Genomic DNA, 23,544 nt, shown 5'->3' on the forward strand with positions numbered 1-23,544 from the left:
TGGTATTCATTCTGAATATATTCTTCAACATGTTTCCTGGCAGTTATATATCGAATTGCAGTTCCACGAGCAAAGTCTTTTCCTATGAGTTTTTGAACCTGGTTGTTATGATCCTGAAATATCTTTAATAGCATTTTAGGTTATTGGTTGAAGAGTTTCAAAAGGAAAATTGCCATGCACTCAACTAACAGCTCATCCTCTTAGCTTTGTATAACTAGTTTTCTACATTACCGATTAAATGCCCCTCAATTTTCGTTAAGATAATTTCACTTAACCGATTAAGGCTGGAGCCATTCAATAAATCCATAATAGAAAGTTCTACCCCAAGCATCTCTTTAATCACCACGACTATCTCAACGGAAATCAATGAATCCACTCCCAGCGTATTAATACCCTCCTCGGGGTTGATGGAATCGGGGTTCATTTTCATCACTTTGGCAAATGCCACGGTTGTTTTTTCAAGAATAACACTTGTTCTATCTTTTTCATCACAGACTTCAAGTTCCTCTACCAGAGATTTTAACTCCTTAGAAAGTGCATTGGTGCCGGAAAACTGATCAACAATGCTTTTAAATCTGGATGTACTGGCCACCCTCGGGTTTATGGCACTCCATACCTCCCAATCCACATCGAAAAAGGAAATCTGAGCAGGCCTTTCACTTAAAACATAATCAAGCATGCGCAATGCGGTCTGGGTATTGAACCCTTTAACCCCTGCGGCATCCATCACCAAGCCTATATGTTCATTTCGGGAAACCACACCAACCTCGGCCAGTACACCTAAATTTAAACTGGTACACGCCAGGCTTTGTGCATTTCTCCAGTGTGAGAAATTATCCAAAAATGCATTCGCTGCCACATAATTCCCTTGTCCCACGTTGCCAATCAAGGATGAAATGGACGAAAAACAAAGAAAAAAGTCCAGGGCGTAAGAACCGAGTGCATTATGAAGGTTAATGGCTCCCAGTACTTTGGGATTCATAACACGCAAGAAACGTTCTTCGTCCAAATCCTTCATAAAGGCATCATCCAATACCATGGCACCGTGAAAAATCCCTTTAAAAGCAATGGTGTCTTGCGATAGGGAATCAATCAAGTCTTTAACTTCATCCGTATCGGTGATATCCAGTCCATGGACATCCACCTTCGTGACACCAGCCTTATTCACCCGATCGATAAATGCTTGCCTTTCCATATCCTTTACACCACTCCGGGAACACAGGACAACTTTCTTCACCTCTTTTCCAATGAGCCATTTGGCAATTTCAAAACCGAAACCGGCAGTACCTCCGGTGATCAGAAATGCTCCGTCCGGATCAATCCCGGATTTAGCAGTGGTCAATTCCACCCCACCTTCTTCAAAATTCAGTGTCACCTTGCCAATATGCTTACTTTTATTCATAAACCTGAACGCCTCCCCGATATCCTTCGCCGGAAATGAGGTTACGGGTATTGGCTTATAGCCCTCATCCTGGAACTTGGTATAGAGAATTTGCAACAACCCTTGTGTTTTTTTTGGTCGTTGCATAAACATCTGATCAATGTCAATGTGAAAAAAGCTTACATTTCTATTGAAGGTCTGCATGGGCAGACCCTTGTTAAGCAGGATATCCTTTTTTCCTATCTCAATAAACCGGCCGTAATCGGCCAATAACTCGAACGATTGCACCAGGGACTCTCCGGAAATAGCGTTCAAAACCACATCCACACCCTTACCATCGGTGATATCCATAACATCTTTTACATAATCCAGGCTTCGGGAATAAAGAATGTGCTCCACGCCCTCGGCTCTCAGGTGGGCCCTCTTCTCTTCGGTACTGGTCGTTGTAATAATTTTGGCGTTTAATTTTTTTGCTATTTGAATGGCCGCCAAACCTACTCCTCCCGTCCCGTTATGGATCAAGACCGTTTCACCTTCAGAAAGATCGGCCTTATCGACCAATGCATGCCATGCGGTAATAAAAGGTATGGCAATATTCATTTCGTCATAGGACAATGTGGTCGCCTTTTTAACGTAGAAATCGGGCTTTGTAGTGATATACCTGGCAAAACCACCGTCCTTTGCCAGCATTAAAATATCATCTCCAATAGCAATGTCCGGTACATTTTTCCCTTTGTTGATAACGGTACCCACCACTTCCATACCTATGCTATTCTGAAAATAGCTGTTTTTCAACGCATCATGGGAAATCTGTCCATTTATTTTCAAGACATCCTTGAAATTCAAAGAAGCAGATTTTACCTTTAATGTAATTTCGTCCTTGGACGGTTCGGCAATATTGCTCTCTACCAAAGAAAAACCTTCAATGCCCTTTCCTTTTTCATTTATAATCTGAAAAGGCTCATCATTGGCTGCTTTTCGACTAAAATTAAGGACCTTAGGTTCCAAAGGCTTGCTCAATGCCCGGACAAACCGGCTATTTCCCCTCAATGCAATATCTTCCTCCACTCCCAATAATTGTAGCAATATTGATTTAGGGTTTTCTAAATTGTAGTCGTCGGTATCCAATGATAACGGCGAGATATTTGGATGTTCGTTTCCAATCACGTGGTTTAAACCGAGCAGCGCTCCAGCATTGATATTCATATCATCGGTATCCAGCACCTGATGGCCATTCAGGGTTAAAATTACCAACTGAACCGATCCTGTTCCTTTTAAAGACTGAAAAAAAGAAAGTAACGGAAAGGTAATTTCCTGAACAGCCTTGTAACTTAGCTCTTTCTTTTCATCTAGAAAAGGTGCATAGATCAATCTGGCTATTGTATCCTTTTCTTGTTCCAGAAGATTCTTATCAAATTGATCCATTTGAATGACCTTGGCGCCGTAAAACTTAAGACTGTCTATAAATGGCTTTGCCTTTTTGGATGAAGGCCCAAAGAATAAAATCGTTTCATTCCCAAAATCAGGTTCGCCTTCCAATAAGGGAATATTCTTCCAGTCAAACTCATAAAACAATTCGTTGATATCTCGCTCCTCATTTTGCGAATTACCTTCAATCGACTGGCAATTAAGACCTTCCAATTGAGCTATAACGGTACCATCTTTACCTATCAAAGTCATATTGGCAACCAGGTATTCATGGCCTATCTCCATAATCTCAGCATGGCAATATATATATTCATTCAATTTCGGCCTGGTGTAAAAATGCACAAAATTGATTTTTGTCGGCACAAATGCGCCCGGAGCGACCTCCCGTCCGCTAAGCGCTGCGATAACACTTTGAAAACAAGCGTCCAAAATACTGGGATGCAGCAAATATTCATGATCTTCAACTATGGATTTATGTGGTCTTACCTTTACCAATAGTTCTTTATCACCTTTACATTTGATCTCTTGAATACCTCTAAATACCGGGCCGTATTTCAAACCAATGGCATCCAACGCATCATAGATTCCTTCAATGGTTCTCTCTTTTTCAAAAGCTTTGAGCATTGCTGAAAAAGCTATTTTATCATGTTTGCCATTAATACAATCGATCACTTTTGCCGATGCATGCTGAGTCCATGAATCACTTTCATAGCTATGGGAAAATATGTCGCATGTAGAGTTTGAAGGATTAAAAGTCGTATTTAAAAACTGGACTTCATCCTCATTAAATATCAACACATTGCTAAATAGAACATCTTTTAGCGTACATGGCTCTGTTCCATTCATTCTTTGGTTCATGGCCAGTATGGCCTCCACATAGGCTGCACCGGGAAACACCACCGCTCCGGAAACAACATGGTCCCGTAAATAGGGTAAAAATTGCCCATTGACTTCCATCTCAAACGAAGGAAGGTGATAAGGATAGGTTTGATTTAAAAATGGGTGACCTTCCAATCCTAATCTGTCTTCGCGTGAAGAGTTGCTTTCAGAGAAATAGCTTTGGTTTTCCCATTCATATAGTGGCAATTTTATGTGGTTTCCACCAGTATAGAATTTTGACCAGTCTATAGCGTATCCAATCGCATAAAAATGGGCAAGATTATCTAAAATATGTTGCTCCCCATCTTCTTTTCGTCTCAATGAAAAAAGAAGGTTGGCCTTTTTGCCCAGACGGTCTACACATTCATTGATAGAATGCCTTAAAACCGGATGGGGCCCAACCTCTAACATGGTGTGGTATCCATCCGAAAGTGTCTGAACGATAGCATCTGAAAATCTCACGGGCTGCCGTACGTTGTCCCACCAATACGTATTGTTAAATGACGCCCCTTCCATTTTGCCGGCCGTTACCGAAGAATAAATCGGAATTTCTGGTGGTTGGGGTGAAATAACATCCAGAGAATCCAATAGTTCTCGTTTTAGGCTGTCCATTTGGTAAGAATGATAGGCAACATCTACCTCCAACATTTTATTGAAAACATTCAACTCCGCTAGCTGGTTACTTATTTGTTGAAGACTCTTGGTTTCACCTGCCAATGTAACCGTGCTGGGGCTGTTAATGGCTGCAACAGAAACATCGCCGTAACCTTCTATGTACTGATTTATTTCGTTTTCATGAAGCCCCACTGCCAGCATGGTTCCCTTTCCTGCGGCTTTTTGCTGAATCCTGCTTCTATGATAACTTACTGTTAAACCATCTTTTAAGCTTAGTGCCCCAGAAACGTATGCTGCCGTTACTTCACCTACTGAATGCCCAAGCACAGCATCGGGTGCAATACCGTAGGAAGCCCAAAGTTCGGTTAATGCAGCCTGTAAAAAGAAATTGGCAGGCTGTGCAAACTGCGTTTCCTTAATTCTGGAATCTTCTTTCTCCTTTAGTAGCTCTTCAAGCATGCTCCAACCCGTAATAGCCTGAAACACCACATCGTATTCTTCCCATTTTTGCTTAAACAATTCACTGGAATGGTATAAGTCACGTCCCATGGCAAACCATTGAGGCCCCATACCAGTGAAGATAAAAAGTTTAGGAGATAATTCGGTTGTAGCCGTATAGGTTTGTACACCTTTCACACTATTTCCTTCGGCAAATTTGTCCAACTGCCACATGAGTTCATCCATCGAATTGGCCACAAATACAGCCCTTGTATTTAGTTTGGATCTTCTGTTAAGTAAAGAATATAGGGTATCTGCATAATTATCCTCTGTTAAATGTGATGCTATTTTTCCGGCATATGCCCGCAACGAAAAATCACTTTTAGCCGTTAATGGAAGCATATAAACACGAGAGGTTTTCACACCTGATGGCAGTGCCTTTTGCTCAATGGTGGTATTAGATAACAATACGTTGGCATTGGTTCCTCCATATCCGAATGAATTGACCAAACCATATCTTTCCTGTTGGTCGGATAACCTTCTTACATCGGTAGACACCTTTAGTCTGGCATTTTCAAAGTCAATTTGTGGATTTGGGTTTGTAAAATGAAGGTGGGGCACCGTTTGGTTATGTTTTAAAACCAGAGCGGCCTTCATTAAACCAGCCACACCAGAAGCGGCTTCGAGGTGGCCTATGTTTGTTTTGACTGAACCGATGGCCACATGCTCTTCTTTTGTAACCTTCTCTTTAATCACGGTATCTAAAGCAGAAAATTCTATCGGATCTCCGGTAGGAGTGCCGGTTCCATGAGCTTCTACATAGCAAATATCATTGGGGTCTATTTCAGACTGATCGATAACTTTTCGCAATAACTGCTTTTGGGAATCTTCATTCGGTACCGTAATTCCTTCTGTTTTACCGTCCTGATTACTCCCTGTTTGATGAATGACCGCATAAACAATATCATTATCCAATAAGGCTTCTTCCAGTGGTTTGATCAGTATAACTCCAACACCTTCGCCTCTAACGTATCCCTGAGCGTCCGCATCGAATGTTTTGCATCTGGAATGACTGGATAAAAATTGTCCTTTACTCATAACAATAGGATATTCCGGTTTTAGCATCAGGTTTACGCCTCCGGCTATCGCCATTTTGGACTCACCTGCCCAGATACTCTGACAGGCATAATGGATACCAACCAAAGAAGAAGAACAGGCCGTATCTATAGAAAGACTTGGACCTCTAAGATCCAATGAATATGAAATACGGTTAGATAACATGGCCATTGTACAACTGGTTGCCGTTGGGGATTTAATTTGATTTCGGTTTTTAGATCCTAACTGTATCAACTTATTGTCCAGTGTAAAACCTCCTATAAAAACTCCCGTATCACTTCCCCTAAATTTCGATTCGGGAATTCCTGCATCTTCAAAAGCCTCCCAGGTAGTTTGAAGCAATAATCTTTGTTGGGGGTCTAAGGTTTCAGCCTCAAATGGACTGATTCCAAAAAATAACGGATCAAATTCTGTTACATCCGAGGTTAAAAAACCAAACTGGGATGAAACCGTTTTACCTTTCCTGTTCTTATTCTGACTAAAAAAACGCCTGTTGTCCCATCTGCTTTTGGGAACATCAATAATGGCATCCGTTCCTGATTTCAATAAATCCCAGAATTGTTCTGGGGTATTGGAATTACCTGGAAATCTACATCCAACTCCAATAATGGCCAATTGTTTTTTTTTCATTGTGATTCGATTTGGGTTCTTAATTTTTCTCTTAAACTGATTTAACACATAAAAAAAGGCTTTCCTCCTTAGTAAACTTGTACTACATAAGGGGTTGAAAGTTCATCCATTTTCTCTTGACCAACTTTAAAAGCAATATTGTTGGCATTGTATTAATTTAATGTGTCGAAAATGGACAATAAACTAGGATATTCAGGATGTACCGGAATACCTTTTCCTTACTTTGGCAGTTGGGTTTGGAACTTTAATTAAATTCAAGAGCGTCCTAATCGTTAGAACGCAAATATCTGTAGGTTGCGAATGGTTCAAAGTTCCTTTTTAATAAGTAAAATTCTAGAAGTTTCAGTTTTTAGAATTTCTTATTTTGAAGAACATTTAAACTTACAAATTATATGGATATAAGTTGATTTTTTGTAAAAAAATTAACTAAAAAAATGATTTCTAGTATTACAAAAGTATAAGTAAATACCTACAAATACCTTGATAGAATTGGAATCATCATGATACAATTTTGCATTACCCATTCTACCAGCATTGTGCATTTCTTGAATAATTTCCTTCCAAAACCGAAATACATCTTGTGAAGCTGGATCGGTATCTACCGTAAATGATCGTCAAAATCTTCAAGAGAGAAGTCTTCTTTTTCAAGCTCCAAGTCATAATGGTTTTTAATGCTCGGTCTTTTATTTTCAACAGCATACGATTCTTTTTGAATGTAATTCGCATTCTTTCCATTGAAAGAACCTGTATCTTCGTTCCATTCCTCAAAATTGGTATTCAAAGGAGTTCGGTAATATTTGGTTCTGCGGTTTTTAGTCACCCTTAGCCCCGATTCTCAAAACTCCAGGACCAGTAGTCGAATAGGTCATAGTATAAAAATAAGTGCCGCTCCCCATTTGGTTTATATTGAAATCAATCGGTATATCGCTCTCATTATATCATTTATAGAGTCATCATTAGAGAGTAGAATTCGTAAACTATTCATCTAATTATTTTTTTAATACTATTAACTATTTGAGAGATTTCTTCTTTAACCTTACCACCTTGTATAATTAAGCTGGTTTCTTCTCTAAAAAAGTTACTTGTTATATCTCGTGTTGCTGATAACCAATTAAAAGATCCCTCAATTAGTATTCGGTCATCAACACATATAGTTTTATTGTGTACACCACTAATAATCTCTAATTCTGCACCAGCAGCTACTAATGCGTCCCTACCTTTTTTGGAAACCCCTTTCAGCTTGCCTTCCGATAGGTCTAGGTATTTATCAGTTAAAATGATTACTTTGATACCACGAGTAATTGCCTGTTTAACTAACTCAGTTATATTATCATTGTTAATAGCATTAATAGAGATAAAAGGAGAGTATATAATTAATTGGTTTTTCACAATTTTAAAACATTTGCGCAATGTGGCTCTATGTGCTTTCAGCGTATTAATTCTTGTAACGGCATACTCCTTTTCATTTTTATATATGGAATCGGATTCATAGATGAACTTATCATCAAGTTTGTAATTGATTTCAGAAAATAGTTGCTTGGCAAGATTTCCAGAAGGTGATGATTTTGCCGCATCAAATATTTCCATATTGGCGAATATCAAAAAACTGTGTTTTGCTCTAGTTAATGCTACATTGAGCATATTGTGCTTGTTGGCATAATCAAAAAACAATGCGTTGTCACTTAAATCATGAACTGCTGAAAACAAAATAACAGGTCTTTCAGCTCCCTGTAAGGCATGCACTGTGCCAACTATTATTTTTTTTGATATCTCTTCGCCAAAAGCCTTATATAATAATTGTTTGATATATCTTTTTTGTGCTGAAAAAGGAGTTATAATGGCTACGATTTCATCAATAGCTTTTTTATTCTCATAATTGCTTAATAGTTGTTTATCATTATTGAAAAGCCATGTAACTATAGTTTGGGCTTCTTTCAAATTTCTTCGACTTCCATTTTTGGGCTTTTCTGAAAAACCATTTATGGCAAGATATCCCAGTGGGGGAAGAAAAAAGTTTTCCTTATATACGTTTCCTACCTTTAAATCTAAAGAGTTGTTGTAAACGAACTTATTTGAATAATTTATAATAGAGTTTAAGCACCTTCTGTGTTCGGTTAAATAAGCTCCTTTTTCTTTCTCTTTTGATTGATGGGTATATGTAAATGGAGTACATTTTCTGACCATCTTCATTAAACTCCCACTTGAAGCTGTAAAACCAAGATTTTCAATCTTGTTGAAGTGATTCTCATCTTTAATAACTTCATATTTATTTGCATTTATAAAATCAACTCCTTTGGTTACTCCCCAAACGGGTTCAATTTGATAGATATCGCCAACAGAAATTATTTTTTTTGCCAGTGTAAGCGACGGAACAGAAACTTCAGGAGATACTTGTCCAGCTTCATCAACTATCATTAAATCAAATAATTGCTTGTAGAAAAGATTACCTTCATTATACCTGAAGAAAGTAGCAAACTTTGGGAGGGAATGAAAAGTAGCAATGAATAGTGGGGTTATTTTTGCTAGCCTTCTTAATTTATTTTCATATGGTATTTCTCCTCTTTCTCCAGCATTGTGGTCTTCTTTTTGTTCGAGTTCCCCAATATATTGATATTCCCTTAAGTGAATGCACATCCAAAACAAATCATGTCTATACGATATGTCCAATTTTACAGCGGTGTTTTCTATTTCTGGAAGATTTAAATATTCGTCTCCTGTAGTATTGAGAAGTTTTTCCCATCTTTTGGTATATATCAAATCCCATTGTTGAAAATAGTTCTTGTACTTATCTCTTCGAGAACGAATGCGCTCTTTTATGCTTTCTAATTTATCTAAGTTCCCTTGTAGTTTTTTATTCTTATTTATTGTATTGAGGAGTAGCTTGTCCAATTCTGATAAGAGTGTATGGTACCTATGGTATTTTAAATCAGATGGCAATGAAGCTGATAAGGATTCAGTAATTATCTTGAAGCTATTTGACCTAATTTTTTTAAATTTTTCGAAAGGAAAAAATCTAATGTAAAAAGGGAAAGACTTGTACTTGCTGCCCAGTTCAGATTTTATTTGTTTTATACTATGCTGAAAGTGTTCATTGTCATTTATTAAGGCAATGGTTCTTTCAATCTCCTTTTTTAAATCGGAATATTTTTTAAATCCATTTTTGCTAAGTATATCAACAATTTCTATATATCTCTTGGTTACTAGATTTCCAAGATCTATACATTTTTTCAATCTTTGAATTTCCTTTCGTAATGTGTCCTGAATGTCTGACCCATCCAATTCAGAATCATGCTTTTCTGAAAAATAAGCTTGAAAATTATCTCTGAAACTTTTATAGAATACCTCGATATTAACACTATTTTCAAATTCACTTAAAAATCCATCGTTTAGGTAGCTGTTTGTTGCATATTGATATTTTTTAGATGATGCCTCTTTCCCTTTAGATGAAGCGCATAAATACAAACCAAAAGAATTTGTATTTGGCAACCATTTCTTAGAAAGCAAATCTTCTTTATTATCAATGGACATACTGTCCAATATGTTGGTTATTGCCTGATTATTTGTAGAAGATCCTATAATCAAAGGGGCAACACCATTATTCAAAACCGCCTTAGTGACAAGGTTTGCTAATATGCTTTGTAGAATTGTAGTTTTTCCAGTGCCCGGTGGTCCATTAATGGCAAACGCTTTTTTATTTTTATCACTAAAGAACTGAGCAAAGGCAACTCTTTGAGATTTTGATAACGGAAACTTATTGCCCATTTGCCCATAATGCGCCTTATTTAAGTAAATTTCAACGTCAGTTAACTCATGATTTTCTTTCTCTATTTCTTCTTCTAAAATAGGGCTGAGCAATGTTTGTTCTATTTCCTCTTTCCTATTATCTAAAAGGCTGTTGTAAAGGTTTAAGATATTCCTTGTAGTATTGTTATCTTCTAATTTACAAAGAGAAAACTCAGACTCATTTCCTTTTTTGCTATCAGCGAATGTTTTATCTGTGACAGCATTAAAAAACTTTTCACAGTCCTTCCAATATTCTTCCCATGAGTCTGTATTAAACTTATGTTTGAGCAAGTTTTCATCTAGCCTTTTCATACTTGCAATTACAGGCAAGTCTTTGGGGTTAGGTTCTAAATAGTTTCTAACAAACATTGGTGTTTCATCTCCTTTTGGAGGAAATAAAACCCCATCTTCACTAAGGTAAAAGGGTATCCAAAACGGTAAATGTACTTCCGTACTTCCAAGGGCTGCTCCATGCTCAACTTCTATTGTAATTGAAACGGGAGCTACTTCTAGTTTATTGATTTTATAGTCTATTTCTTGAACACTGACTTCATTTTCAACGGATTTTACTTCATCAGCAAGTTGGGAGTTACTATTGTTTATTGGAATGTTGTGATCTTTTGTCAGGCTTTGGTTTATTTCTGGAAAACTTATAATTTCTACATTATCTGCATCCCAAATTTTTTGAAGTTCATTGGTATTTAACTGCCTTAAGATAGTAGTGTTACGTACTATTCTAATAGGTAAAACAATGTTTTTTTGTCCTCTATTTGAGTCAATAAGTGAAGCTCTGTAATATTTAAGCCATTTATGTATGCTACTCATGTATGTATTAAATTACTTTCAAATCCATAGAAATCTCAACCATAGCCAAAGTATCTAACTCCCCCCTGGTTATTTTTTTGGCGTATGTATTTGCCTTTGAACAATTTTGCATCGCGTATTCTGATAGAGAGGAAGTGAATTATGTCGGGAAATTTAACAATACAATTGTTTTCATTAAAAAATAGCTTTTTTAAATCAGATTTTTTAATTTTTTCATAATCAAATCCTTACATTTCATTGATAACAAAATTTGAGGGCTCTTTGTTGTATTCCTTTTTTGTTAGGATATCATAAACATCTAAAGCTAATCCGCACTATACAGTTCTACCAATTTCGGCATAACAAAACCATTGACCGATTTCTTATGGTCTATGTTCGGGAACCTGAATACTTTGTCTTTAAGTACTTTTAATGGATTACTTTCTTCCATTTTTAGGTTAACTTCAGATGCAAATTACACATTTTGTCCAGGGTCGATGGTCAAAAACCTTTGTTATTGTTGGACCTTAGTTTTTCTACTCCAAAACTTAAAACAAAATCGCGCCACGTTGCATTCAAGCCAATATTGATCTTAATTCGGGAGCAGTGCCAAACATCCATAGGTTCATCTGCCCATTGATAAATTGAATGATCTCTAGATTCTCCTAGACAATTTCTGAACATTGCCGAATATAATTTTGTACAAGACCACTTTATATATTCTTGGATTAAAAGGCCCATCCAACTGCAATTCCCCCAATCGGGCCAAAGCTTCCCTCGTAATTGGCATCGTAATAATATCCCAGTCCAATCCCCATGTCGTAGTTGAACCCAACTGGCAGTGTCCGTTGCATTCCATATACAACGCCGACATTTCCAAAAAAAACTTTGGGTCCACCAATATCCGCTCCTTCAATAAGTGGTGTGGCATAATATAAGGTATTGATTGCCCCAACATAATTGGCTGAGTTTCCCTCAATATATTTTTTCCTTAATATAAGCCTACGGTCAAAATTGGTATAGTAGCGAAATCCTGTTCTGACCGCTGGCACAAAGCCCCAATTTCTCAGATTTTGCCCGGGTCTGGCCGCAAACTGTATGCTCGCCCCTACGACGATGGTCGTGCTGGAACCCAATCCTTTTTCATATTCAAAGCCAGGACTGAAAAGCCGTGCCTTGAACTGGTTACGCTCCACGTTCCTGAACGTCTGGGCAAAGGATATAGTGGTGGTAAAAAGGATGGCCAAAAAAGAAATCCGTGTTTTCATGTGTCCTGTTCAATTATTGCACCAGTGCTCCCTTGCTAATATATGCCGGTTCGTGTCTTTTACCTTAAGACCTATTCCATTCAAGAAAATTGCCTTTGGCAAATCTTAATTTTTAACACGGTACCATGCTATAAAAAGTGTTGGAACAGGTTGAATCGGTGACGAAAAAGTGAACTGGTGGGACAACAGAAATGTACTTTTGGACTTTTCGCCAAAAACTACCTCTGGTTACTTCTGGGAAATGCAGCTTAAGTGGTGATGTCCTTTTCAATAAAAAGAGGCTGGATAGCTCTTAACAATTCTAAACAATACTTTTCTTTTTGGCCTTCATCGTAAATACGGCGTATTTGTTTCCTAGAGTACGTAAAATAATGATTTACAGAAAAACCAATTAGGGAATACCCATATACATAATTCTTATACCTCTAGATTAAATGTTGATCCATGAACATTCTTCGTGAACACTTTTTTATTAAATTTCACCTTAAGACCTATTTTTCCATATAGTTTGAAAATCTATGAACAAATGACATTGGATACTTGTCAAATAGAAGATTTATGCCTCAAAGGCTACAAGTAAACGTTTGGCCCCTTCCAACATCATTTAACCCCCCATTTCCAATGATATTGTCGTTCCAACGGTGGCTTTACTCTCCACATGGAATTTGGCGCCCGCTATCTTGGCACGTTCCAAAAGGGTCCGCATCCCAAGACCGGAACTGTCACGGAGTTTTTCCCGAACACTGAATCCCTTCCCATTGTCCCTGACCAGCATAGTAATCCCGTCGGCCTTTCTTTCGATGTCCACCGATACTGCCTTCGCGCCGGAATGCTTTACGATATTGTTCAACAGCTCCTGTACGATCCGGTACAGCTGAAGGGAACTTTCATCGCTCAGCAGGTCGTCCACGTCGTCGATATTGTGCGTGAAGAAGATGTCCGTGTTGGCATCCACTTCGTCGATTATCGCTCGGACTGCCCCGGAAAAGCCCAACTTCTCCAAGGTCGCCGGGTGCAGGTCTCGGGAAACACTCCGTAGTTCCTCCAGGGTATCCGTGGCCAGGGATGCCATCTCCGCATCCCCGCTCAATTTTGTCCTTTTGGCCAGCAGCATCAGCTTTTGGCCCACCCCGTCGTGCAGTTCCCTTGCCACACGAGTTCGTTCCCCCTCCTGACCCTTGATCAGGTTCCTTGAGAACTGGACCTGTATCTGCTGCTCCCTTTTGGTGGCATACTGCAAGCGTACCAAATAGAAGATCAGGAGCAGGGCCAATACCCCCAGGCCCCCGAACACCATCAACTGGTTCGCCACCCTGTTCTTTGCGTTCAGGAGCGCGATCTGCGATTTCTGGGATGCAATCTCTGAATCCTTCCTTTCGGCTTCATAAAGTCCCTGGTAATAGGAAAAGCCGTTTGCCTTTTTCACGCTTTCTATGGAGTCCTTTATCCGGTGATGCGCCTTGAGATGTTCATGCGACCTCCCCAAATCCCCCAGACTATCGTATACCTTGGACAAAAAGCCATGGGCCATATAGATGCCCTCATAGAACCCAGAGTTCCTGACATTTTCATATTCCGTTTCCCCCAGTGCGGCCGCCCTTTTGTAATTGCCCTTTGCAAATTCATAGTGGCCCATGGCCAGGTTGTACTCGTCAACTTCCATAAATTCCCCGTCCTCTTTCCGGGCATCCAGTTCTTTCTTTACGGCTTCTGCCTTTTCCATCATCCCATTTTCGGCATAAGCGGCCAACTGGCCCACCAACAACTGCAGTTGGAGATATTCATGATCCGTTTTAGAGCTGTACACCCTGGCAGAATCCAGGTACTTGATCCGTTCCTTTTGGCTTCCGTGCAGCATCTCGTCAAAGGCCTGGTTGAAATACTGCTCGCTTATCGCACTCATCTTACCATATTCCCTCGCCTCTTCAACGATTTCCATGCGTATTTTTTTGGCCTCCTCCTGTAGTCCGTTTTGCGAGTAGAGGACCGCCAGGGTTCCTTTTGGACGCCATGCGGATCTCGGATAATCTGCCTTTAAGATTTGATAGGACTCCTCCAGTGCCGTGGCCGATTGCTGAAACTCCCCCATAAAACACAGCACCTGGCCTATTGCAGATTTAAGTATGCCCATCATTTTTCGCTTACCGGCCCTCTCGGCGAAAGCATATCCCAGTTCATAGTTATCCAACGCCTTATCAAGACGGACAAGCATCTGATAGTTACGTCCTACCTCATAGTAAAAGTAGGTCAGTTCCGAAAAATGCGTATGCTTGGGAATTTTGTCCTTTAGCCCATTGAAGATTTCAATAGCCCCGCCTGGACTTTCCAATTCCCAGAAGGTATATTCCATCAGTGCTTCGGCATGTATCAGGACCAAGCGCGTGGAGTCCAGTTCCAGGGCATAATCAATCGTTTGCCTTGCAATGGAATCGTAGGCGAAATCCGTTCTGTGTTTGATCAATCTGGAAAGACTATCCATCCACATCAAGCGTTCACCCGCCGTGGAGCTATGGATGTTTCGTTTTAGGGATTGGACGGAACGGGTCAAATCTACCTCCTGGGCAGACAGGGATAGGGTGACCAATACTAAAAGGCAACAGGTCCGTTTCATTTTATGGGGAAGGTTGTGGTAATCAAATATACGAAATCCCCTTTTTTGGAACTGGAAAAACACCCCCGGATTGCTTTTTAACGATTGACAAATCAGCACGCTATCGCATAAATCCTGGAAACCCCACTCCCCTCTTTTATAAGGTATTCCCCGGCCGTATCTTCCATAAATAGCCGTGAGGATGCCCCTTCTTTACTATGGCCCTCCCGCGAAAAAAAAAATCTTTCATTGCCGTACATACTAATCCCAAAAAACCAAAGTTGTAGTAATACAACGCTATGAATAGGTATACGTATTTGTTCCCCTTATTGTTGCTATATGGCACTATGGTGCAGGCACAGCTCGATGAATTCTCCGTAATGGGCCTTCCCACGGCAACAGCGGTAGAAATTACGGCGATTACGGCGGCCTCCCAAGGGGCATTGGCCTACGCTTCGGATGAAAACAGGCTTTATCTTTTCGATGGAACCTCCTGGAATGTAATGGTCCGGCAGAGTGATCCCAATGTCTATTCCGGGTTTTTTATCGTTTCGGCCACGGGTAATGTCACGGTTTCGGGGATACCCTTTCAACCCAGAAATATCACCTTTATCGCCCATGCCAATGTGGAGCGTATAAATTTAAATTCGGATAACGCCACCCGTAACAACGAAAGTGGTTTGCCCAATTCCTTTGGAACCAGTAATGGTTTTGCCCGGGATGACAGTGGTTCCATAACCCAGCAGAACATTTACATTGGTGGTAGTGGCAATTCCATAAACGATATATCCCGTTTTGCCTCAAGTTCCCACTGTGTGGGTATCCGGTATGGCAATCAAAACGGGGATAATTTGGGAGAGACTACAGTAGCACTCACCGCCTTTAATTCCGATGGTTTTACCGTGAACGTGGATAGTTTTGCCGATGGTTTGGTCGTACTCTTTACGGCCTACAATTAGACATCCAGAATTTACCGGCAAACGGCCTTGTTCCGCGCCAAGGCATATTGCGTATTTCCGATACGCCATCTTCCCTGGGCCAAATAGTTCTTGTTTATGGTATATACACTTTGGGTGCCATCCGCAAAGTTCAAAACGCCCACCATGGCTCCCTGTCGACGTTCCAAATGCCATGTCCCATAATTCTTTCCCCGAGTCACACCATGGGCATTTCCACCATACCTGCCTTCCACGCTGAACCCACCATCATAATTCAGGCTAAATCGACCATCGGCACAAAAATTGACATAGGTTATGGAACTAGCGGTACTATCATTAAAAATGGAAGTGCGTTGGTAGAACACCAACTGGCTCCCAGCGATGTAATTGAACAACTCCTTTGCTTCGCCGGTATAATTCATGTCTTTTGAGGTTGGGCTATCGGTGGTTTCTTCAGTACTCGTCGCTGTTCCATCCGTAAAATAGGGTGTTAAATCCATCGCATCCAATTCGTGCTGGGTCGATGTTTGATAGAAGGTATAGTTGACCCCTTCCGAAACCAAATTCAGCCCTCCTTGAATGGCTTGTCCGGAAAAATTATAATTGCCAATATTCGTAAATACAGTGCCATTAATGGTAGTGGCGGTATTTTCCGCCTTTAACGCATACATTCCTTCAGTGGACACCAATAAACCGTGCAACTCGGAACCCACCGCTTTTAATTGCAGGCCTACGGCACCATTTGGGGTAATAAATGTTCCGGTAAAACTTGAGTTCTGACCATGCAATACACTGAAAAACAGTGTGCAAATGCAAAACAATTTAGCAGCGCTACTCACGGTCGATAGGGTCTTTGATTGATCCTGAATAGGCAATGCTCAATCGATCGGTGCTATTGACGTAGAAAGTGGTGTTCATATTTTCGAATAATATTCCATTGACCGTAAACCCCTCTCCCGTGTCACTTTCAATATCAAAATTGAAATTGTATTGCCGCTTCTTTTCATCAAATGCTATTTCAAAGTCCCTGGGTACCCCCTTGAACTGGATTCCTGCATCGGTTGGAGGATACTTACGGGTAAATTGGCGTTCGCCATAGTACGGAAGTATGCCAAAAACACTATCATTTTTAAATTCGATATAACTGGCCATACCAAAAATATCGATCCTGTTGGGGGTACTTCCAAGGGGCAACAATCCAGAGACTGCAATGGCATTGACAGTCTGGGTTGCTAAAGGGTTGGCCCATCGTGCATCCAAACGGAACGCATTGGAATCCACCATTTCTTGAAGTTTCGCCAGCTGTTCTGGCGAGGCTGTAGCTTTTTTACTGGCACAGGCAATTGATAGCAGCGCCAAAACCACCGCAATCAGTAATACGTTGTTCTTTGTTTTCATCTGTTTAAATTTTATGGGTCTTTCAGCGGTCAGATGCAATTCTCCATTGATATTTCGGTCGGTATCAAGAATTGGCATGACTCATTTCACAGTACGTTATTTTTTCTAAATTAATCCCTCAAATAGTTTGCCACAAATGGCGATTAGGAAATACTATTTATGAACCAGTGGACCATCAGTTTCATTGGGTGATATATCCAGGTCCTTTTACAAATCGGCCTGGGGAGGCTCCCGTATGTTCCCCGTCCTTTATTACCTGTCCCCCATTTACAAAAACATGGACTACCCCTTCGGCATATTGATGTGGATCGGTGAATGTAGCTTTATCAGTGACCTTTTCCGGATCAAACACCACAATGTCCGCATAATTGCCAATGCCTAATCGTCCCCGTTTTTGGAGTTTGAGGTTGTCTGCAGGTAACGACGTTAGTTTTCTGATGCCTTCTTCAAGGGAAATCACCCCTTCATCACGGGCAAATTTTCCCAGTACCCGGATGAATGATCCGTAGGCACGTGGATGTGTACTTTGCTTTATAAAGACGCCCTCATTGGTATAGGACCCCGCGTCCGAACAAAAACTGACCCATGGAAGTGCCACTTTTTTTGAAATGTTTTCCTCGGACATGGAGAAATAGACCACCTGAACACGACTTTGATCTTTTATCAATAGATCCACCAAAGCTTCAGCTGGGTCCATCTCCCACTCTTCGGCCACTTCGGTAAGGTATTTTCCGATGTACTTACGCATTTCTTCCGATCGGAACCCCACCAAAAGAATAGTTTCCGGAGCATTTCGAAACTCCATTTCCGCAATTGCCCTTTCTCGGTTTTTTGGATCGGCCAGGCGCTCCAACATGGCAGCGATACCCTCTTCCCTGGCCCAGTCCGGTAACTGTACATGAAGTCCGGTAGAGCTTGCATTATAGGTATAGATATCGGCTGTAATGGGCAGTCCAACCCTTCGGGCGGAATCTATTTTTGCAATGGCCCTATCCAACTTGTCCCAATTGGGTTTGGAGGACGCCTTTAGATGGTATACCTCCGAACGGATATCGGCCTCTTTGGAAATCTGGATCAGCTCGTCCAGACTTTCCAAAAGTTGGTCTCCCTCATTACGGATATGGGAAATATAAAGGCCATCATAGGTAGCGGCAACTTTTGAAAGTTCTACCAATTCCTGGGTGCTCGCATACATACTGGGGGCATAGAGCAATGAACTGGAAATGCCCATCGCCCCTTCCTCCATGGCCTGTTTGGTCAATTTCTTCATTTCCTCCAGTTCCCCAGGGGTGGCCGGTCTGTTTTCAAAACCGATGACATGGGCCCTTAGTGTCCCATTGCCCACAAAAGAGGCCACGTTTGTGGAAACCCCTTTATCCTCCAAATGCTGCAGGTATTCCCCCAGGGTGGTCCATGGAATATCAAATGTTATATCCCCCTGACCCTTTAACATGTTTTCCTTCATTTCCTCGTTTAGGGGCCCCATGGAACGTCCCTCACCCATTATTTCCAAAGTGACCCCCTGTCGGATGTCACTCTGCGATCGTCCGTCCTCCAATAGGGACACATTGGCCCAACTGAGCATGTTGATAAAGCCCGGGGAAGTGGCCAAACCGTTTAGGGCAATAGTTTCCTTTCCCTTAAGGGAGTTGGGCTCCCCAATAAAGGCAATGGTGTCCGCATTGATTCCAATATCCCCTGGATAGGGTGCTTCTCCCCCACCGTCATAAAGCAGGCCATTTTGTAGTACCAAATCGTACTCCTGGGAAGGGGTACACGCAAAAATCAAAAAAAGGAAGCAGCAAAGGGAGAGGTATTTCATATGCTCAGGTTTTATCCCTAAGATACTACTATTCAATTAAAAAGCGAAGTCAAACCCCTTCAAACCAAAGCTTAAAATCCGCTACTTTTTCCCTGCTCACCACAATTTCCTTGTTGATATCTTTTTTAAGACTGAGTTTTAACCTTCTATTGGAGTAGACGACAACATCATTAATAGCCTCCAGGGCCACCATAAAACTACGATTGACCCTAAAAAACTTTTTCGGATCCAAGAGTTCCTTTAGGGACTCTATCGTATATTCCACGGGATATTCCTTCCCTTCCAAATTGATGAGGCAAACATCCCTGCCTTCGGCGTAAAAGGCCAGAATGTCCTTGGTCAAAACAGACCGTAAATGATTGCCCACGCGCACCAAAAAACGATCTTTATAGACTTTGGCAGCCAATTTTTGCATCATGGGAGCTATTTCCGAAGCGTTCGAGAACTGCAGTTGTAGGGATTTTAATTTTTTTAGGGATTTTGACAAGTCGGTGAAGGTTATGGGCTTTAGCAGATAATCAATACTGTTCACCTTAAAGGCGTCTATGGCGAACTCGTCGAAAGCGGTGGTAAAGATTACGGGTTTTCGCACCGGCACGGTCCCAAACAGCTCAAAACTCAATCCGTCCGTTAATTGCACGTCCATAAAGTAGAGATCGACCTTCGCATTGTTCTGTTGTATCCATGGAATGGCCATTTCCAAAGAATCCAAAACGGTCAATATCTCAATGGAGGCATCACATTTGGTTAAATATCGTTTTAACTTTTCAGCTGCCAATGGTTCGTCTTCAAGTATGGCTACTTTCATTATAGATCAGTTTTGGTAGTTTTATGATTTTGAATCGTCCTTCCTCCCGTATCTGAATGGGCATATCCGTATAGAATTGATAACTATGGGAAATATCCCGCAAGGTGTCCATGGACAGGGATTCCTCCAATTTTTCCTCATGTTCATATCGTACCTCCAGGGACTCCTTATTTTCCAGGATATCAATAACCAATGCTTTTCTGGCGGAAACGATGGTGGTCCGTATAATGGATTCCATTACTTTTAAAAGGCTGGTCGGCAGGACGGTAAAATCCGTATCGCTTACTTTTCCAAGTTTTACCTTTCGGTACGGAAGATGGTCAAAAAGTTGGGACAGTGCCTTTACGATGGTCAGTTCTTCCCGTAAGGGAACCATTTCCCGTTTTCTTTTGGATAAAATATAACGATAGACCGTGGAGAAATGATCGGTCAACTCTTCCGCTTTGGCTGGATTTTCCTTCATCACCACCAACATGGCTTCCAAACTTTCAAAAAGCAGTTTGGGATTGATGCCATTGCGATAACTGGCAAAGTCATGTTCAATGGCCTGTTTTGCGCGAAGTTCCTTTTCAATTTTTTGGGTGTTTTTCCGAAATAGGAAATAGTGCCCTAAATACAGTACCACGTAGAGTAAGGTAATGAAGGAAAAAATGCTGTTGAACACAAATAACTCCCTAAAATTTGGGGTATACAGTAATATGTATTTAAAGTAAAGGTACATGGATAGGTATACCAGGCCTATCGTCAATAGAATGGAAATGCATATTTGCAACAATACTTTGAAAAGGAAGGATTTGGGGCGTTGCAACCGTTCAAACACCAAAAGCGATAAACGGGAAAATTCCTGGGTCAAGTAAGCCAATCCTATGCATACATACAATTCCTGGCTTAAAAAGTCCTCCTGGATGTAAAGCACGGCATTATTGATCAATAGCATAAGCAGATACACCAGCGTACCACTAAAAAGTGGACTGAGTAACCGAAACCATGGATGATGCACAAATAACCTATTCATTCTTCAGCAAGGGTAAATTGACCATGAAATGGGTATTGTCCTCAATTTTTATCTTGGCATTGGACAATATTCCATAGCGGCCGGTAATATTTTTCAATCCAATTCCCGTAGAGGGGGCGCTCTGTCGTTTCCTGATTTTGGTATTGGTAATGGTTATAAAGTCCTCATTGCCCGTAATGGTAACCTTAATGGGATTGGCTTTCGTTACCGTATTATGCTTTACGGCATTTTCCACCAATATTTGAAGTGTCAATGGAGGAATCTTGCTTTGCAGATGATTCGCGTCCAAACCCACTTGTAGTCTAAAACCATCCCCGAACCTGGTCTTAAGCAGGAAGGCATAGGACTCCACAAAAGCCAATTCTTCCCTTATGCTGATCAACGAAGTACTATGATTGTCCAGGGTATATCGATAGGACTTGGCCATGGAACGGATAAAGGTTTCGGCCTTTTCAGTATGGTCATGGAACAATACGGAAAGGGAATTGATGCAATTAAAAAGAAAATGTGGGCTTAATTGGGATTTTAGGGCTGCCAATTGCAATTCGGCCTGCCTTCGTTCGGTACGCAGCTCCAAAAATTGGGCCGTGGTATATTGGTCATAGGAATAGAACGCAAAATAGGCGATGTTATAAATAACTGCAGCGCAAAACAGAAGAATCCCCAGTTCCAAACGGGTTTCCAGGTCCATGGAGTTCAAAAAAGGTCTCCCCATTGTGAAATATCCGTACAGGCCAACACAGATGAATACGATGCCATAGGTGCTTACCATATTCCAGAGAATTCCAAGCAAAAGTCGAATCCCAGTATTTTTTTTCCATGCCAGTAACCTATTTAGGGGGCCATTGGAGAAAAATACCAAATAGGCAACCAAAACACCTAAGACCCCACTTAAAATGAGTTGTCCCAGGCGCTGTGATTGTTCAAAATTGACAAAACCAAAGGTCAATGCGCCCAATACGAAGCCAATACCGAAAAGGCTCAGGTGTTTTTTCATGGTTGGTTGATATAGCAATCCAATAAAGTACCGCTTCATGCCACCAAATTAGACAATAAAAGGTTTGTCCGCTTGGTTTGGGCGGTCCATAAAGGAATAGGTTTATCTGATGGCCCTTAAAACACGGCCCAAATGAGCATTCGACGAAATACCATCGCTGGAATGGTGATAAGCGTCCAAAACACTTTCGGACTTGCCCCTTACCGACGGTGCAAAAGCCATCAATGTTTCCGCATGGTGATGGTCGGAATTAATACTCCGGGTTGCCTTTAAAATCTGGACAAGGTCCCCATTGGAGTAGGAACGCTTGGAAAGCTGTTTAAAAACGGAAGCCTTGTGGTGATCGGAGTTTACATTTCGCAATGTGGATAGGTATGTCTCCAAAGCCATGCCCAACTCCTGTTCCTGGGCTATTTTTTTCAATATGCTTGCCTGATGTATATCTGAAGATATATTTTCCTTCACTTGTTCCAATAAATGGGACAATGCTTCTTGATCCAGTTTTTCCCTTAGCATATCACTGAGGATACTGGCAATGTGATGGTCAGAACTCATATTGTCCACGGAAGACAATAGGGAGTGATGGGCACTTGAGGACAGATTATTTGTTGAAAGGGCCTTCTTTAAAACGGATGCCTTATGGTGGTCGGAATCAATGGATTTGGAAGTTGAAATCAATAATTTGGTGTTCTCAGGATTTAAGGACCGACTGCTAAGGACTTTTAACAGCACATCGGCCTTGTGATGATCGGAATCGATATCCCCAGCAATTCCGAACAACGCCTTCATTTGGTTGTCCGAAATTTCACGGTCCTGAATGGAACGTTTAAGGACTTCCGCCTTATGGTGGTCAGAATTGATTTTACCCGTAGTCTGGATATAAGCCGTGGTTACGGCATCCGAAGACAAAAAGGCCTTGGCATTGTGTTTTAAAATTTCCGCTTTATGATGGTCAGAGCTAATCCCCCCTACCCTTTTTAAGGTAGAAATCAAACCTTTTTCATCCAATCGTTTATCCAAAAGGAGTCTTAAATATCGGGACTTCACGTGATTGCTTGAGATTTCGTCCACCTCCTTTAAAACGGGATAATATCCGCCCTTTTTATACATGCGGTCCACCCGTTTTTGTGAACCCAGTGTCGTGCTGCGCACCACTTCCAACAATATTTCGGAGAGCCACTTCTTTCCTTCGGAGTCAAAACTCTTTTGGGAACCGCCCACATAATATTTTTTGACCAGGTTTCCAGAAGCATCTGGTTCCATAACTATTCGCCTTCGGCTACCAAAAGCAGTTTTCTTGATCTCCATATAACCGCCCCTAGAGATGGACACTACATCGGAATCGTCATCGGAAAGTTCTATTTCGCCTTTGTATTCTATAAAAAAGTTGTTCCCAAAACCATTTTTTATGGAAATCGTTGTTTTTCCATTATCGTTTACGTTAATGGAAGTGCTCCTTCGTTGTGCTTCCGAAAAGGAAGGGTAAAGGAGTGCCAATACCAAAAGGACCTTTATAAGAAAGCTTACCATAAGTTTTGATAGATACGTCATGATTGTTCGTTTTTTTAAATCGTCCGCCCTTGATGAAAGCGGACGATTTGATGATTGCCTATTCGTTTTTTGATTGATGATGG

General features: G+C 40.9%; 13 protein-coding genes. 1 reads left to right on the forward strand and 12 read right to left on the reverse strand.

Annotation, left to right across the window (positions count from 1 at the left end; all coding sequences use genetic code 11):
- Positions 1–214: 214 nt before the first annotated feature.
- The 5 genes from L0P88_RS22030 to L0P88_RS22050 all read right to left on the reverse strand — a co-directional run bounded on the left by L0P88_RS22030 (position 215) and on the right by L0P88_RS22050 (position 14,953).
- Positions 215–6,487, reverse strand: coding sequence for a type I polyketide synthase (locus tag L0P88_RS22030; protein ID WP_247132034.1), 6,273 nt, complete (start codon positions 6,485–6,487; stop codon positions 215–217).
- A 598-nt stretch (positions 6,488–7,085) separates the two neighbouring features.
- A complete protein-coding gene (locus L0P88_RS22035; RefSeq protein ID WP_409557699.1) occupies positions 7,086–7,307 on the reverse strand; it encodes a hypothetical protein in 222 nt (73 codons plus the stop codon).
- A gap of 161 nt (positions 7,308–7,468) precedes the next feature.
- Positions 7,469–11,095, reverse strand: coding sequence for an AAA domain-containing protein (locus L0P88_RS22040; RefSeq protein ID WP_247132036.1), 3,627 nt, complete (start codon positions 11,093–11,095; stop codon positions 7,469–7,471).
- Between the two features lie 707 nt (positions 11,096–11,802).
- Positions 11,803–12,342, reverse strand: coding sequence for a hypothetical protein (locus L0P88_RS22045; protein WP_247132037.1), 540 nt, complete (start codon positions 12,340–12,342; stop codon positions 11,803–11,805).
- Between the two features lie 604 nt (positions 12,343–12,946).
- The gene (locus L0P88_RS22050) at positions 12,947–14,953 is read right to left on the reverse strand and encodes a sensor histidine kinase (protein WP_247132038.1); all 2,007 of its coding nucleotides are present in this window, start codon (positions 14,951–14,953) and stop codon (positions 12,947–12,949) included.
- A 278-nt stretch (positions 14,954–15,231) separates the two neighbouring features.
- Between L0P88_RS22050 and L0P88_RS22055 the strand changes: the two genes are divergently transcribed.
- Positions 15,232–15,891, forward strand: coding sequence for a hypothetical protein (locus L0P88_RS22055; RefSeq protein ID WP_247132039.1), 660 nt, complete (start codon positions 15,232–15,234; stop codon positions 15,889–15,891).
- A gap of 11 nt (positions 15,892–15,902) precedes the next feature.
- Here L0P88_RS22055 and L0P88_RS22060 read toward each other — a convergent pair whose 3' ends face one another.
- From L0P88_RS22060 to L0P88_RS22090, 7 genes are all read right to left on the reverse strand, one after another.
- Positions 15,903–16,709, reverse strand: coding sequence for a hypothetical protein (locus tag L0P88_RS22060; protein WP_247132040.1), 807 nt, complete (start codon positions 16,707–16,709; stop codon positions 15,903–15,905).
- Entirely contained in the window at positions 16,702–17,268 is a 567-nt protein-coding gene (locus L0P88_RS22065; protein ID WP_247132041.1) for a DUF4251 domain-containing protein, read from the reverse strand. The genes L0P88_RS22060 and L0P88_RS22065 overlap by 8 nt, the downstream gene beginning before the upstream one ends.
- Before the next feature lie 181 nt (positions 17,269–17,449).
- Positions 17,450–19,090: an N-acyl-D-amino-acid deacylase family protein gene (locus L0P88_RS22070; protein WP_247132042.1), complete on the reverse strand. Its 1,641-nt coding sequence runs from the start codon at positions 19,088–19,090 to the stop codon at positions 17,450–17,452.
- Between the two features lie 49 nt (positions 19,091–19,139).
- Positions 19,140–19,898, reverse strand: a complete 759-nt coding sequence (locus L0P88_RS22075) for a LytR/AlgR family response regulator transcription factor (protein WP_247132043.1) — start codon at positions 19,896–19,898, stop codon at positions 19,140–19,142.
- A complete protein-coding gene (locus tag L0P88_RS22080) occupies positions 19,879–20,913 on the reverse strand; it encodes a histidine kinase (RefSeq protein WP_247132044.1) in 1,035 nt (344 codons plus the stop codon). The genes L0P88_RS22075 and L0P88_RS22080 overlap by 20 nt, the downstream gene beginning before the upstream one ends.
- Positions 20,906–21,949, reverse strand: a complete 1,044-nt coding sequence (locus L0P88_RS22085) for a sensor histidine kinase (protein WP_247132047.1) — start codon at positions 21,947–21,949, stop codon at positions 20,906–20,908. Before L0P88_RS22085 ends, L0P88_RS22080 begins: the two co-directional genes overlap by 8 nt.
- A 63-nt stretch (positions 21,950–22,012) precedes the next feature.
- Positions 22,013–23,461 (reverse strand): hypothetical protein, encoded by a 1,449-nt coding sequence (locus L0P88_RS22090; RefSeq protein WP_247132048.1) that lies wholly within the window; start codon positions 23,459–23,461, stop codon positions 22,013–22,015.
- Between the last annotated feature and the right edge of the window lie 83 nt (positions 23,462–23,544).

Origin of the sequence: Muricauda sp. SCSIO 64092 (genome assembly GCF_023016285.1) — a bacterium.
GTDB lineage: Bacteria > Bacteroidota > Bacteroidia > Flavobacteriales > Flavobacteriaceae > Croceivirga.

Excerpts from the sequence above, each read along its gene's own strand:
- L0P88_RS22085 (WP_247132047.1), bottom strand. The coding sequence starts at position 21,949 with ATGAAGCGGTACTTTATTGGATTGCTATATCAACCAACCATGAAAAAA.
- L0P88_RS22045 (WP_247132037.1), bottom strand. The coding sequence starts at position 12,342 with ATGAAAACACGGATTTCTTTTTTGGCCATCCTTTTTACCACCACTATA.
- L0P88_RS22070 (WP_247132042.1), bottom strand. The coding sequence starts at position 19,090 with ATGAAATACCTCTCCCTTTGCTGCTTCCTTTTTTTGATTTTTGCGTGT.
- L0P88_RS22065 (WP_247132041.1), bottom strand. The coding sequence starts at position 17,268 with ATGAAAACAAAGAACAACGTATTACTGATTGCGGTGGTTTTGGCGCTG.
- L0P88_RS22040 (WP_247132036.1), bottom strand. The coding sequence starts at position 11,095 with ATGAGTAGCATACATAAATGGCTTAAATATTACAGAGCTTCACTTATT.
- L0P88_RS22050 (WP_247132038.1), bottom strand. The coding sequence starts at position 14,953 with ATGAAACGGACCTGTTGCCTTTTAGTATTGGTCACCCTATCCCTGTCT.
- L0P88_RS22080 (WP_247132044.1), bottom strand. The coding sequence starts at position 20,913 with ATGAATAGGTTATTTGTGCATCATCCATGGTTTCGGTTACTCAGTCCA.
- L0P88_RS22075 (WP_247132043.1), bottom strand. The coding sequence starts at position 19,898 with ATGAAAGTAGCCATACTTGAAGACGAACCATTGGCAGCTGAAAAGTTA.
- L0P88_RS22090 (WP_247132048.1), bottom strand. The coding sequence starts at position 23,461 with ATGACGTATCTATCAAAACTTATGGTAAGCTTTCTTATAAAGGTCCTT.
- L0P88_RS22030 (WP_247132034.1), bottom strand. The coding sequence starts at position 6,487 with ATGAAAAAAAAACAATTGGCCATTATTGGAGTTGGATGTAGATTTCCA.
- L0P88_RS22055 (WP_247132039.1), top strand. The coding sequence starts at position 15,232 with ATGAATAGGTATACGTATTTGTTCCCCTTATTGTTGCTATATGGCACT.